The organism is Streptomyces sp. NPDC002742, from assembly GCF_042888885.1.
Lineage (GTDB): Bacteria > Actinomycetota > Actinomycetes > Streptomycetales > Streptomycetaceae > Streptomyces.
Genome location: NZ_JBIAQF010000003.1, coordinates 43,852 through 58,379, shown reverse-complemented (window position 1 = coordinate 58,379; position 14,528 = coordinate 43,852). Strand labels below are relative to the sequence as shown.

Below are 14,528 nucleotides of genomic sequence, written 5' to 3'. Positions count from 1 at the left end.
CGCCGTCGCGGTGCGCGGACCGGCGTCACGGGGCGGACCGACATCACGGGGTGGACCGGCGTCACGGGGCGGACCGGCGTCACGGGGCGGACCGGCGTACCTCTTCGACGGGCCTCACCATCCGTGACCCCACGTCACGACCCAATCACGATCGCGTACTTGACAGCACCGGCGGTCTTGCCGCCCCTGAGCGACCAGGCGTAGACCGGAGCGCACGGGGCAGCCGCTCTGACGTTCAACGAAGAACGAAGAACGGGGCAGTGATGCGCAGCAATCGTCGTGTACGCAGGTCGTCCAATCGCTCCACGCACCGCTCGCACAGATCCGCACAGGCCGCCGTGGCCGCCGTCGCCATAGGCGCTCTCACGCTCACGGCGTGCGGTGGCGGCAACGGCGACAAGAGCAAGGGGAACGACAAGGGCACGGGTACGGAGAGCGGCGGCACCGGCGCGGACTCGGTCACCCTCCCCAAGCTCGACGGCGCCACCCTGGAAGTCGCCGCCGTATGGACCGGCGCGGAACAGGCCAACTTCAAGAAGGTGCTGGCGGAGTTCGAGAAGCGCACGGGCGCGAAGGTCACCTTCGTACCGGCGCAGGACCCGATCATCAACTTCCTCGGTTCGAAGATCGCGGGCGGCGCGCCCCCGGACGTGGCGCTGCTCCCCCAGGTCGGCGCGGTGAAGCAGGCCGTCGACAAGGGGTGGGCGAAGCCCGTCGGTCCGGACGCGCAGGCGCAGTTGACGAAGAACTACGCGCAGGGCTGGCAGGACCTCGGCAAGGTCGGCGGCAAGCAGTACGCCGTGTACTACAAGGCCGCCAACAAGTCGCTGGTCTGGTACAACACCAAGGTCTTCGAGAACGCGGGGGCCAAGGAACCCAAGACCTGGAAGGAGTTCCTGGCCACCGCGCACACGGTCTACGACTCCGGCGTCACCCCGGTCTCGGTCGGCGGCGCCGACGGCTGGACCCTCACCGACTGGTTCGAGAACATCTACCTCTCCCAGGCGGGACCCGAGAAGTACGACCAGCTCGCCCAGCACAAGATCAAGTGGACGGATCCGTCCGTGAAGGACGCGCTGACCACGCTGGCCCAGTTGTGGGGCGACAAGAACCTCATCGCGGGCGGCCCGGACGGCGCGCTCCAGACGGAGTTCCCGGCCTCGGTCACGCAGACGTTCACCGGCGGCGACCAGCCCAAGGCGGGCATGGTCTTCGAGGGCGACTTCGTGGGCGTCAACATCGCGGAGACCAAGGCGAAGATCGGGACGGACGCGAAGGTGTTCCCGTTCCCGGCGGTCGGCGACAAGGCGCCGGTGGTCAGTGGCGGTGACGCGGCCGTCGTCCTGAAGGACTCGAAGGCGGCCCAGGCGCTGCTGACCTTCCTCGCCTCGCCGGACGCGGCGACCGTCCAGGCCAAGCTCGGCGGCTATCTCTCCCCGAACAAGAACGTGGCCGACTCCGCCTATCCGAACGCCGTCCAGCAGGCCATGGCCAAGGCGCTGATCGCGGCCGGCGACGACTTCCGCTTCGACATGTCCGACCAGGCCCCGCAGGCCTTCGGCGGAACGCCCGGCAAGGGCGAGTGGAAGGATCTCCAGGACTTCCTGAAGAACCCGAAGAACGTGGCGGGGACGCAGGCGAAGCTCGAATCGGACGCCGCAGCGGCCTACAAGGGCTGATCCGGACATGACGTCGGCAACGGCCGGAGGCACCGCACCGGTGCCCCCGACCCGTACGCGCAAGAGCGTGACCGGGACCCGCAGGACCGTGGTGGCGCTGTTCCTGCTGCCCGCTCTGGTGCTGCTCGGCGCGCTCGTGGTCTACCCGATCGGGTACTCGGTCGTCCGCAGCTTCTACGACCAACAGGGCGACGGGTTCGCCGGGTTCGACAACTACAAGGCGCTGTTCACCGACGACGGCATCCGCACCGCGCTCAAGAACAACATCATCTGGGTGGTGTTCGCCCCGACGGTCGCGACCGCGCTGGGGCTGGTCTTCGCGGTGCTCACCGAACGGGTGCGCTGGGGAACGGCGTTCAAGCTGGTCGTCTTCATGCCGATGGCGATCTCGATGCTCGCCGCCGGCATCATCTTCCGGCTGGTGTACGACCAGGACCCGGACAAGGGAGTCGCGAACGCGGTGTGGGTGGGGGTGCACGACACGTTCGCCCCGGCGTCGGCGTTCCCGAAGGCCCACCCCGGCCGGGAGTCGCCCCTCACGGCCGACAAGGGCGGGTTCATCACCCGGGACGCCGTGCACACCGGGCGGTCCGTCGCCCTGCCGCTGGTCGGCGTCGCCCCGGACCGGATGCCGGACAGCGCGAAGAAGGCGGTGCGGGCGGCCACGGATCCCGGCCGGGTCAACGGCACGGCCTGGCAGGACTTCACCCGCGGGAAGGGCGTCGGCAGGCTCGGCCAGGTCGACCCGAGCGAGCTGGGCTACTCCGGGATGAAGATCGAGGCGGTCAAGGACGGCACGGTCGTCGACTCGGCGAAGGTGGGCGACGACGGCACGTTCTCGCTCTCGGGCAAGGCGGACGGGGCACGGCTGCGGCTGCCGGCGAGCAACTTCGCTGAGCCGTACAACGGGGTCGACTGGCTGGGCCCGTCCCTGGTCACGCCGGCCATCATCGGCTCGTACGTCTGGATGTGGGCGGGCTTCGCGATGGTGCTGATCGCGGCGGGGCTCGCGGGTGTGCCGCGTGAACTCCTGGAAGCGGCCCGGGTCGACGGGGCGAACGAGTGGCAGGTGTTCCGCCGGGTGACCGTGCCGCTCCTCGCGCCGGTGCTCGCGGTCGTCGCCGTGACCTTGATGATCAACGTGCTGAAGGTCTTCGACCTGGTGTTCATCATCGCGCCCGGCTCCTCCCAGGACGACGCGAACGTGCTGGCCCTGGAGCTGTACCGCAAGGGCTTCTCGGAGGGCAGGCCGGGCGTGGCGAGCGCCATCGCGGTGTTCCTGCTCCTGCTGGTGATCCCGGTGATGGCCTTCAACGTGCGTCGGCTCAGGCGGGAGGTGCGGCGATGAGCACGCATGCCGGACAGTTGGCGAAGACGGTGCCCGCGACGGCCGTGAACAGGGCGCGGCCCTCGCTCGGTTCACGGATCGCGAGCGGGCTCGGCAGCAGTGTCGTACGCGTCTTCCTGGTGCTCGTCGGCCTGTTCTGGCTGGTGCCGACGATCGGGCTGCTGCTGTCCTCGCTGCGCAGCCCCGAGGACATGAGCGGCAGCGGCTGGTGGAAGGTGTTCAGCGCGCCCTCGCAGCTCACCGTGGACAACTACCAGAAGCTCCTGGAGAACAGCGACATCACCAACTCGCTGCTCAACACGGTGCTGATCACGGTTCCGGCGACACTGCTGGTCGTCGTGATCGGCTCGCTCGCGGGCTACGCCTTCGCCTGGATGGAATTCCCGGGCCGCGACTGGTGGTTCCTCGGCGTGGTCGGTCTGCTGGTCGTGCCGGTCCAGGTGGCGCTGATCCCGATCGCCGAACTCTTCGGGAAGATCGGCGTCTTCGGGTCGATCACCGGCGTGGTCCTCTTCCACGTCGGATACGGCCTGCCCTTCGCGGTGTTCCTGCTGCGGAACTTCTTCGCGGAGATCCCGCGGGAGCTCCTGGAGGCGGCCCGGCTGGACGGCGCGGGTGAACTGCGCCTGTTCACGCGGGTCGTGATGCCGCTCGGTGGTCCCGCCATCGCCTCGCTGGGGATCTTCCAGTTCCTGTGGGTGTGGAACGACATGCTGGTCGCGCTGGTGTTCTCCGACTCGGGGAGCCAGCCCATCACGGTCGCGCTCCAGACGCAGGTACGCCAGTTCGGCAACAACATCGACGTGCTGGCGCCCGGCGCCTTCATCTCGATGGTGATCCCGCTGGCCGTGTTCTTCGCGTTCCAGCGGCAGTTCGTCTCCGGAGTGATGGCGGGCGCGGTCAAGTAGAGGGCCCCCGGCGGCGTTTGAGGGGCGGGCCGGACACCGGCCCGCCCCGCGCCGTTCACCCGGCATCCCCCGGATGCCACATCTGGCGTAACCAAGTCACCCCTTCGGCCGTTTCCGGGCAGGTATGCCCGCGCCGACCCATGGATGTCCGTTGCCCAGGTTCAGTGTCATCGTCCCCGTGTACAAGGTTCAGGCGTACCTGCACGAGTGCCTTGAATCAGTGCTCGAACAGTCCTTTCCGGATCTCGAACTCATCGCGGTCGACGACTGTTCGCCCGACGCGTGCGGGGCGATCATCGACGAGTTCGCGGCCCGCGACGCCCGAGTCCTGGCCGTACATCTGCCGGAGAACGTGGGGCTCGGACGCGCCCGCAACGCCGGTCTCGAACGCGCCACCGGCGACTACCTGATCTTCCTGGACAGCGACGACACTCTCACTCCGCACGCGCTGCGCGCCATCGCCGACCGGTTGAAGGGGACCGGCGAACCGGACGTCCTGGTCTACGACTACGCCCGTACGTATTGGTCGGGCGAGGTCGTACGGAACCAGGTCTCGGCGCAGCTCTCCGAGGAGGGCCCGGCACCGTTCAGGCTGGACGAGCGGCCCGGACTGCTCCGGCTGCTGATGGTGGTGTGGAACAAGGCGTACCGCCGGGAGTTCGTCGAGCGCGCGGGCCTCACCTTCCCGCCCGGCTACTACGAGGACACGCCCTGGACGTATCCGGCGCTGATGTCCGCCGGGACGATCGCCACCCTCGACCGGGTCTGTGTGCACTACCGCCAGCGGCGGCACGGCAGCATCCTCGGCACCAGCAGCCGCAGGCATCTCGATGTGTTCGAGCAGTACGACCGTGTCTTCGCGCATGTCGACGCCCACCCGGAGCTGGACCGGTGGCGCCCGGTGCTGTTCCGGCGCATGGTCGACCACTTCGGCACGGTGTTCGCGAAGCGGGGCCGGCTGCCGCGCGCGGCCCGGGCCGAGTTCCTGCGCAAGGCCCGTGAGCACTACCGCCGTTACCGCGTACCGGGCGCGCCGGCCGACCCGCGTACCCGGTTGCGGCACGCGCTGGTCGGGCTCGGCACGCATCGCACGTACCGGCTGCTCTCCTTCCTGTCACGGGTCCGCAAGAGAGCCGTGCGACCGGCCGCCGGGCTGCTGCGCGCGGTGCGCGGCGCCGCGCTCCAGTTCCACTACCGCGTGCAGCTACGCCTCCCGCTGCGCGCCGACCGTGCCGTCTTCTCCAGCTACTGGGGCCGGGGCCACGGCTGCAATCCGGGGGCCCTGGAGTCCGCGTTCCGCAGTTTCGCGCCGCACATCCGAACGGCGTGGGTCGCGGACCTCGAACACCACCACACCGTCCCGGCCGCGACGGGCCGGCTGCGTCCCGGCACGGCGGCGTACTGGACGGCGCTCGCCCGCTCCAAGTACCTGGTGAACAACGTCAACTTCGACCGACGGCTGGTCAAACGCCCCGGCCAGATCATGATCCAGACACAGCACGGGACGCCGCTCAAGCGGATGGGGCTCGACCTCCAGGACCGTCCGGCCGCCGCGCGCGGCACCGACTTCGCCGAACTGCTGCGCGGCGCCGACAAGTGGGACTACTGCCTGTCCGCCAACCGCCACTCCACGCTGGTCTGGGAGCGCGCCTTCCCCTCCTCGTACACGACGCTGGAGTACGGGCTGCCGCGCAACGACGTGTTCCAGCGGGCGACTTCGGCCGACGTGGACCGGCTGCGCGAGTCGCTCGGCGTCCCCGCGGGCGCGATCGCCGTGCTGTACGCGCCGACCTTTCGCGACTACCGGCGTACCCAGCGCCACGTCCTCGACCCGGAGCGGGTGCTGCGCCGGCTGGGCCCGCGCTACGTGCTGCTGACCCGCGCCCATCACACGTACGGGGCACCGCTGACGGACACGGCGGGCGGCCGGATCGTCGACGTGTCGGGGCATCCGAGCGTCGAGTCGCTGTGTCTCGCCTCGGACGTGCTGGTCACCGACTACTCGTCCCTGATGTTCGACTACGCGGTCCTGGACCGGCCGATCGTCGTCCTGGCGGACGACCGGGAGGCGTACGAGGCGGCCCGCGGCACCTACTTCGACCTGCGCGCCTTCCCGCCGGGCGCCGTCGCGCACAGCGAGGACGAGCTGATCGACATCTTCGCGTCCGGGCACTGGCGCGGCTCGCGCTCCACCCGGCTGCGGGCCGCGTTCCGCGAGCGGTTCTGCCCGTACGACGACGGGCGCGCCGCCGAACGTGTCGTACGGCGGGTGGTGCTCGGCGAGACGGCCGCGCTGCCGCCGTTCGTCCCGCTCGCCGAACGTCGGCCGGTCCCCCCGGCCGCGGCGGCCCTCCCCCGTGTTCCGGGCTCCGCCCCGCCGGTGAAAGCCCCCGCGCCCGCGCCCCTCGGGAGCATTCCGGCCCAGGGTGCCGGCGTCCCCCTGGCCGAGACCCTCTGAACCGGAGTCCGCGTGCCCTCCAGTCCTTCGCGGCCCACGCCCACCCGTCCCTCCACCTGGCGGCCGACCGGGCGCCCCGGGCGATGAATCCGCCGTTCGGCGCCCTTTGAGAGAAAGAACAGAATGCCCCGCTTCAGCGTCATCGTGCCCACCTTCGAAGTCGCCGGGCGGCTGGCCCGCGCGCTGGACTCGGTCCTGGCCCAGTCCTTCGGCGACTTCGAGCTGATCCCGGTCTGCGACGAGCCGGACTCGTCGGCCGCCGCGGTCGCCGCCGCGTACGCGGAGCGGGACTCGCGGGTGGCCCCGGTCCATTCGCCGCCTTCGGGCGGGCTGAGCGCGGCGCGCAACGCCGGGATCGCGGCGGCGACCGGCGCGTATCTGCTGTTCCTCGACGGCGACGACGACCTGGTGCCGGGCGCGCTGGCGGCCCTGGACGCGGGTCTCCCGGCCGGTGTGGACGTCCTCTACTTCGGCCATCAGCGGGTGCACTGGTGGGAGGGTGAGCCGAGCACGCCCCCGCTCGACAAGGCCCCGGAAGTGCTGGGCGTGCACGTTCCGGCGTGGAGCGCCGCCTACCGGCGCGGCTTCCTCGCCGAGCACGGACTCGTCTTCCCCGAAGGGCACTTCACGGACGCGGGCTGGGGCGGTCTGGTGACGGTGGCGGCCGAGCGGTCGGCCCTGCTGCGCACGGTCTGCGTACGGCATCACCTGCGCCGCCAGGGCAGCCGGCTCAACGCTCCGGGCGAGCACCACTTCGAACTCCTCGACCAGGTCGAGCGGGTCCTCGTCCGGGCCTCGGAACAGACCCTGCCCGCGGCCCGGTCGAAGGCGCTGTTCGGCCAGCTCTTCTCCCAGGTCCTGAAGACGGCGGCCCACCCCGCCCGGGTGCCCGCGCGCCGCCGCCGCGCCTTCTTCCGCCGGGCGGGAGGGCTCTACCGGCGCCACCGCCCGGCCGGGTTCCGGGTACCGGCGGGCAGTCTCGGGGTGCAGCACCGGCTGCTCGCGGCGGGCGCGTACAGCGCGTTCCGCGCGCTGCGCGGCACGAACCGGGCCACCTCCGGGGTCCTGAGGCGGGTACCCCGCGCGAGGACGCTGCGCACCCGCGCGCGCTACGCCGTCCAGCTGCGCCGTCCGCTCGACGAGAACCTCGCGGTCTACTGCGCGTACTGGGGCCGGGGTTACGCCTGCAACCCGGCGGCGATCCACGCCAAGGCCCGCGAACTCGCCCCGCACATCCGCTCGGTGTTCCTGGTCGAGCCGGAGGCGGTGGACGCGTTGCCGCAGGACGTCGAGCACGCGGTGATCGGCAGTCGGCGCGGCTGGGAGGTGCTGGCCCGCGCCAAGTACCTCGTCAACAACGCCAACTTCGCGGACGGGGTGGTCAAACGCCCCGGCAGTGTGCACGTCCAGACGCAGCACGGCACACCGCTGAAGAAGATGGGCGTCGACCAGTCGACGTATCCGGTGGTGGCCGCCGCGACCGGAAGCTTCGCCAAGCTGCTGTCCCGGGTGGACCGCTGGGACTACAACCTCTCCTCCAACCGGCACTCCACCCAGATGTGGGAGCGGGCCTTCCCCGGCGGCTACGAGTCCCTGGAGTACGGCTATCCGCGCAACGACGTCTACTGCACGGCGACCGCCGCGGACGTGGCCGAGGTCCGCGAACGGCTCGGGGTGCCCGAGGGCAAGACGGCGCTGCTGTACGCGCCCACCCACCGCGACCACAGCACCGGTTTCGAGTCCCGGCTCGACCTCGAGGCCTTCTGTGAGGAGATCGGCGAGGAGTTCGTCGTCCTGCTGCGCGCCCACTACTTCTACGACGAGGGCCGTGGGCGCGGCTCCGGGCGGATCATCGACGTGACCGGGCACCGGTCCTCCGAGGACGTCTGTCTGGCCGCCGACGCGCTGATCACGGACTACTCGTCGATCATGTTCGACTACGCCAACCTCGACCGCCCGATCGTCGTGTACGCGGACGACTGGGAGGTCTACCGGGAGACGCGGGGCGTGTACTTCGACGTGCTGGAGGAGCCCCCGGGCCGGGTGGCGCGCACTCCGGGCGAGCTGGCCGCGCTCTTCGCCGACGGCTCCTACGCGGATCCCGCCGCGGCCGCGCTGCGGGCCCGGTTCCGTGAGCGGTTCTGCCAGTTCGACGACGGCAGGGCCGCCGAGCGGGTGGTGCGCAGAGTGCTGCTGGGCGAACCGCCCGAGGCGATCCCGCCCGTCCTGCCGCTCGCCGAACGTGTCCCGGCTCCCGCCGCGTCCACCCTCGTAAGGAGCTGACGTGCCCCGCTTCAGCGTCATCGTCCCCGTCTTCAAGGTGCAGGGCTTTCTGCGCGAGTGCCTCGACTCGGTCCTGGAGCAGTCGTACACGGACCTGGAGGTCATCGCCGTCGACGACTGTTCCCCGGACGGCTGCGGCGCGATCCTCGACGAGTACGCGGCCCGCGATCCGCGCCTGCGGGTGCTGCACCTGCCGGAGAACGTGGGGCTCGGCCGGGCCCGCAACGCCGGAATGCCGCTCGCCGGCGGTGACTACCTCCTCTTCCTCGACAGCGACGACACCCTCACACCGGGCGCGCTGCGCGCCGTCGCCGACCGCCTGGAGGAGACCGCCGACCCGGACGTGCTGGTCTTCGACTACGCGCGCACCTACTGGTGGGGCGGCACCCGCAGGAACGCGCTCGCGCGGGTGCTCGCGGAAGCCGGCACCGGCACCTTCTCGGCGGCCGAACACCCGGAGATCCTGGACCTGTTGATGGTGGTGTGGAACAAGGTCTACCGCCGCGCGTTCGTCGAACGGGAGGGCTTCGCCTTCCCGCCCGGGTACTACGAGGACACGCCCTGGACGTTCCCGGTGATGCTGAGTGCCGGACGGATCGCGGCCCTTGACCGGATCTGTCTCGCCTACCGCCAGCGCCGCCAGGGCAACATCCTGTCCACCACCAGCCGCAAGCACTTCGACATCCACGACCAGTACGAGCGGGTCTTCGCGTTCGTCGGCTCCCGCCCGGAACTGACGCACTGGGGCCCGTACCTGCACCGCAAGATGGGTGAGCACTGCCTCGACATCCTCTCCAAGGAGGACCGGCTGCCGCAGGAGGACAAGGCCGAGTTCTTCCGGCTGACGGCCGCGCTCTTCCGCAAGCACGGGAGCGGTCCCGTGCCGTCCGAACTACGGCTCCTGGAGGGTGGCTTCACGCGGTACCGGGTGCGGCGGCAGGCGGACCGCGCGGGCCGGGAGCTCGCTCTGCGCGGGCAGCAGGCACGCCGGATCCTCGCCACGCGGGCCAAGCACGTCTGGTCCGCGGCGCACGAACACCGGCCACTGGACCCGCACTTGGCGGTGTACTCGGCGTTCTCGCACCGGGGGGTCCTCGGTGATCCCGCGGCGGTGTACGCCGCCGCCCGGGAGCTCGCCCCGCAGCTGCGCGGGGTGTGGGTGGTACGCGACGAGGAGCAGGCCGCGCTGCTGCCGCCGGGGACCGAGCACGTCCTCCCGGACTCGCCGCGCTACCGCCAGGTCACCGCGCGGGCGACGTACTTCGTGAACAACGTCAACTGGCCCGGCTCCCTGGTCAAGCGCCCCGGCAGCGTCCACGTCCACACCCACCAGGGCACCCCGCTGAAGTACATGGCCGCGGACCTGCTGCACAAGCCGGGTGCCCGGCACGGCCTGGACGTGCCGCAGATGCTGCGCCGCGCCGACCGCTGGGACTACAGCCTGGTCGCCAACCGGCACTCGGAGCTGGTCTGGGACCGCGCCTACCCCTGCCACTTCACCTCGGTGCGCACCGGCAGCCCGCGCAACGACGTCCTCGTGCGGGCCCGGCCCGAGGACGGGGCGGCGGTCCGCGCCCGTCTCGGGATCCCGGCCGGGAACCGGGTGGTGCTGTACGCGCCGACGCGCCGCGACTATCTCCGCGGCGGCCATGTCGACCGTCTCGACCTGGCCCGGTTCGCGGACGATCTCGGCGTGGACCACACCCTTGTCGTACGGCTGCATCCCTCGCTCGCGGACGGTCCGCCGCGCGGGATGGGGCTGGCCGAACTCCACCGGCGCGGTGTCGTGTTCGACGCGACCGACGAACCGCGCGTCGAGGACCTGATGCTCGCCTCGGACGCCCTGGTGACCGACTACTCGGCCCTCATGTTCGACTACGCCAACCTGGACAGACCGATCGTGCTCCTCGCGGACGACTGGGGCGCGTACGCGGCCAGCCGGGGCGTCTACTTCGACATCACGGCCGACGCACCGGGCCATGTGGCGCGTTCCCAGCAGGAGTTGGTTTGGACGTTCGCGTCGGGGGCCTGGCGGGACGGTGAGTCGGCGCGCCTGCGGGCGGGATTCCGGGCGCGGTTCTGCGAGTTCGACGACGGCCGGGCCGCCGAGCGGGTGGTGCGAACGCTGATGCTCGGTGAGCGGGCCGAAGAGCCGGCCGCGGTGGTCCCGATTCCCGCGCAGTCGCGCCACGACGTGCTCGCCAACTCATGAGCGGGCCAGTGAACGACACCAGGAGCGGCCCCGTGGACGGCACCACGAGCGGGCCGGTGAACGGCTCCGGAAGCGGCACCGTGAACGGCTCCGTGACCGCGCGCCCCCGACGGACCCGGGTGCGGTCCCTGCGCGCACCGCGTTCGGCCCGCGCCCGGGTGATCCTGATCGCCGTCGTCTTCGCCGTCCTCCAGCTCGCCGGCCTCACCTCCCGGGACACCCCCGACACCAAGAACTACCTGTCGTACGCGCTGAGTCTGAGCGGCGCGAGCAAGCAGGAGGCCGCCGCGCGGACGATCGACTACGTCTGTGCGAGCAAGGCGTCCGTCGCACGGCGCAACCAGGCCGTCGACGTGGTGCGCTTCCACCGCGCGAGTCCGACCCGGCGGGTCGTCGCGCAGTGCCGGCGCGACGAGTGGCGGGGCGTGTCCGCGCGGCTCTCGGCCGGGCGGACGGCGGGACACACGGTGCCGTTCATGTCGGCCCGTTTCATGCGGATCTTCGAGGCGCGGCCGGGGTATCCGGTGCTGCTGGTGCCGTTCGTCACGGTGCTGGGGGTGAAGTGGGGCCTGTGGGCGTCGGGTGTCACGGTGACGGTGGCCGGGGGCGTGCTCGTCTTCCTGCTCCTGCGCACCCTGCGTGTCTCCACCGGGGCGGCTCTGACCGGGCAGGCGCTCTTCTACGTCCTGCCGTGCGGTACGACGGCGATGCGCCCGATGACCGAGGGCCTGATGATGGCCGTGACCCTCGCGGCCCTGTGGGGCTGCGCCCTGGTGCTGGAGGGCCGTGCGCGGGCCGGGACGTGGCTGGCCGGCGGCTCCCTGGCGGTGCTCTTCACCGTGAAGCACTCGCAGGCGCTCTTCCTCGGGCTGTGCCTGACCGCCGCCTGCGCGGTGCTCCTGGCGCGCCGGCGGCGGTGGGGCGGGCCGCTGCGGACCCTCGGGGTGGTGACGGGCTGCGGTGTGCTGGCCACCCTTCTGCTCGCCAGGGCGCTGCACTACCCGTCCGAGTCGGAGAGCGTGCAGGACCTGCTCACGGGGCACTACGCCCGCCCGGACCGCGCCCATCCGTGGCCGGAGTTCCTCCATCTGGAGGTCGCCTTCTGGGTGGAGTGGGCGCGCCGCCAGTTCTGGGAGCCGCTGTTCCTGACCGCCGTGGTCGCGGCCGGCTGGGGGGCACTGCGCCGGCGTCCCGCGTTCGCCGGTTTCCTGCTGGCGGCGGCGGGCACCGGGGTGCTCAACCAGGCCGCGCACCCCGACATCGACGTCTGGGGCGGCCGGCTGATCGTGCTGCTGTGGCTGCTGCCCGTGGTGGGCCTTCCGTTGCTCCTCGACGCGGTCGTCCGGCCGGAGGTCAGGGCTCTCGGCGGCACGATTCCGGGGCCGACGCGCCGGGACACCCGGGTCGCCCGATGAGGTGATCCCGGGCTGGGCGGCCGATCAGGACGGGCATATACGGCAGATGCCGAAAACCGTCGTCCTCGTCTCCCCCACCGCCCGATGAGCGCCGATGTCGTCGTCCGGCGGGGTGCTGTCCGCGGTGCGACCGCGGTGCGCGGCAAGGCCACCTGGCGTCCGACGCCGTACCAGGTCTTCGGCGGCCTGTTCTGGCTGGTGATGACGCTCGCCCACTGGCGGATCCCGCTGTGCTGCGACGCGGGACAGCACGCGGCGGTCGTCGAACGCCTGCGGGCGGACCTGCTCCACCCGCGGCACCCGATGGCGGACCTGCCGGGCGCGGGCAGCCCGTACTACTCGCCGTACGCGGTGGCGCAGGGAGCCTTCGCCCGGCTGACCGGTCTCGGCGGCTGGGCGGTGGTACGCCTGTCGGGACCCGTCAACCTGCTGGTGCTGCTGACCGGCATCGGCCGCTTCACCCGGGTGCTGACACCTCGCCGCTGGGCTCCGGTCCTGTGCCTGTTCGCGATGGTGCTGTTGTGGGGAACCGAGCGGGCCTGGTGGAGCGGCTACCTCGGGCTGATGTCGATGACCGGCAACCTCGGCTATCCCTCGACGTTCGCCATCGGACTGGCCTTCTGGGCCTGGGCGTTCACGGGCACGCGCGCGGCGGGCACCGGCGGCCTCGTCCGGTACGTGGGCCCGAGCGGCCTCAGGAGCTGGTGGGGGTACGCGGCCCTCGGCGCGCTGTACGGACTGATCCTGCTCGTGCATCCGATCACCTCGATCGCGGCGGTGCTCGGTGCGGTCGCGTTCGTGGCGGGCGGACAGCGGGGGTGGCGGCCGGCCGTGACGGGCCGTTGGCTGCTGACGGGCGCGGTGGCGCTGTTCGTCGCGTACGGCTGGCCCTACTTCGACGTCTTCGCGCTGGCCGGGGACCGCAGCGTGGACGCCATGCACGAGCGGCTCTACGAGGGGATGCCCGGACACTTCTGGCTGGCGCTGACCGGGGTGCCCGTCCTGTGGCTGCGGGCCCGGCGCGCCCGGCGGGACGAGGGGCACGGGTGGCGCGATCCCCTGGTGCTGATGTTCGCGCTGGAGTGCGCCGCGGTGGCGTACGGCTGGGTGAGCGGGCACTACACGTACGGCAGGATCCTCGGGCTCACGCTCGTGCCGCCGCAGTTCGCGCTCGGGGTGGAGCTCGCGGCGCCACTGCCGTGGGGACCGGGGCGGCGGCTGCTGGGCGGCACCGCGGCCGCCTGCGCGCTGACGGGCTTCCTCACCGTGCAGGCCGGGGCGGTGGTGCCGCGCTCGCTCGACCCGGTCGGCTTCGGCCAGCCGCCGCGCTGGCCGACGTACGACTGGGCGGCGCGGCACATCCGGCCCGGCGAGGCGGTCATCGCGGACGGGTACTACTCCGTCCACCTGATCGCGGGCTACGGCCCCGATCTGGCCGCGCCCGCCTGGCCCGACCCCGCGCTCGACGAGGGCGAGCGGCTGCGTCGGCTCGCGGCGGTCCGCGCCTACCTCGACCCGTCCTCGACCCGCGCCGGACGTACCGCCGTCGCCCGCCGGTACCACGTGCGCTGGCTGCTGCTGACGCGCTGGCGGCGGGTGCCCGAGGAGGCGACGGTGGTGGCGTGGAGCCGGGAGACCGGGGAGGTGCTGGCCCGGATCGGCGCGGGGCCCGGCACCCGCACCGGTGCGGCGGCCGGTGCAGGAGCCGGCGCGAAGGGTGGTGCGGGTGCCGGGGCGAAGGCCGGTGCGGTGGTCCGTGCCGCTCGATGACGAACCGTCCCGCACCGGCCTGCTCGATGCCGGTTACTCGATGACGAGCTCGACCGGGATGTTGCCGCGGGTGGCGTTGGAGTAGGGGCAGACCTGGTGGGCCTGCTCGACCAGCTTGCGGCCGGTCGCCTCGTCCACGGTGTCGGGCAGCTCGACGCGGAGCGTGACGGCCAGTCCGAAGCCCTCGCCGACCTTGCCGATGCCGACCTCGCCGGTCACGGCGGCCTGGGTGACGTCGACCTTCGCGGCGCGGCCGACCAGGCCGAGGGCGCTCGCGAAACAGGCGGCGTAGCCCGCGGCGAACAGCTGCTCGGGGTTGGTCCCCTGGCCGCTGCCGCCCATCTCCACCGGAATGCCCAGCTGGAGGTCGAGCGTGCCGTCGGAGCTGACGGCGCGGCCCTCGCGGCCGTGGGTGGCGGTGGCGACAGCGGTGTAGAGCGCGTCCATGGGGACCA

The 14,528-nt window shown here is 71.9% G+C and carries 9 protein-coding genes; 8 read left to right on the top strand and 1 reads right to left on the bottom strand.

Annotated features, from left to right (window positions below):
• The first annotated feature begins 263 nt into the window (after positions 1-263).
• The 8 genes from ACFYW8_RS05540 to ACFYW8_RS05505 all read left to right on the top strand — a co-directional run bounded on the left by ACFYW8_RS05540 (position 264) and on the right by ACFYW8_RS05505 (position 14,073).
• Entirely contained in the window at positions 264-1,679 is a 1,416-nt protein-coding gene (locus tag ACFYW8_RS05540; protein WP_389068246.1) for an ABC transporter substrate-binding protein, read from the top strand.
• Positions 1,680-1,686: 7 nt separating this feature from the next.
• Complete coding sequence (locus ACFYW8_RS05535; protein WP_389068244.1) at positions 1,687-3,027, top strand: carbohydrate ABC transporter permease; 1,341 nt, start codon at positions 1,687-1,689, stop codon at positions 3,025-3,027.
• Positions 3,024-3,935 carry a carbohydrate ABC transporter permease gene (locus ACFYW8_RS05530; protein WP_365870262.1) on the top strand — a complete coding sequence of 304 codons (912 nt, stop codon included), beginning with the start codon at positions 3,024-3,026 and terminating at the stop codon, positions 3,933-3,935. The genes ACFYW8_RS05535 and ACFYW8_RS05530 overlap by 4 nt, the downstream gene beginning before the upstream one ends.
• Before the next feature lie 151 nt (positions 3,936-4,086).
• Positions 4,087-6,393, top strand: coding sequence for a CDP-glycerol glycerophosphotransferase family protein (locus ACFYW8_RS05525; protein ID WP_389068240.1), 2,307 nt, complete (start codon positions 4,087-4,089; stop codon positions 6,391-6,393).
• A 123-nt stretch (positions 6,394-6,516) separates the two neighbouring features.
• Positions 6,517-8,676: a CDP-glycerol glycerophosphotransferase family protein gene (locus ACFYW8_RS05520; protein ID WP_389068237.1), complete on the top strand. Its 2,160-nt coding sequence runs from the start codon at positions 6,517-6,519 to the stop codon at positions 8,674-8,676.
• A gap of 1 nt (position 8,677) precedes the next feature.
• Positions 8,678-10,888, top strand: a complete 2,211-nt coding sequence (locus ACFYW8_RS05515; RefSeq protein WP_389068235.1) for a CDP-glycerol glycerophosphotransferase family protein — start codon at positions 8,678-8,680, stop codon at positions 10,886-10,888.
• A 158-nt stretch (positions 10,889-11,046) separates the two neighbouring features.
• A complete protein-coding gene (locus ACFYW8_RS05510; protein ID WP_389068800.1) occupies positions 11,047-12,303 on the top strand; it encodes a hypothetical protein in 1,257 nt (418 codons plus the stop codon).
• Positions 12,304-12,387: 84 nt separating this feature from the next.
• Positions 12,388-14,073, top strand: a complete 1,686-nt coding sequence (locus ACFYW8_RS05505) for a hypothetical protein (RefSeq protein ID WP_389068232.1) — start codon at positions 12,388-12,390, stop codon at positions 14,071-14,073.
• Between the two features lie 33 nt (positions 14,074-14,106).
• Here ACFYW8_RS05505 and ACFYW8_RS05500 read toward each other — a convergent pair whose 3' ends face one another.
• Positions 14,107-14,520: an organic hydroperoxide resistance protein gene (locus tag ACFYW8_RS05500; protein WP_365870268.1), complete on the bottom strand. Its 414-nt coding sequence runs from the start codon at positions 14,518-14,520 to the stop codon at positions 14,107-14,109.
• Positions 14,521-14,528 lie beyond the last annotated feature (8 nt).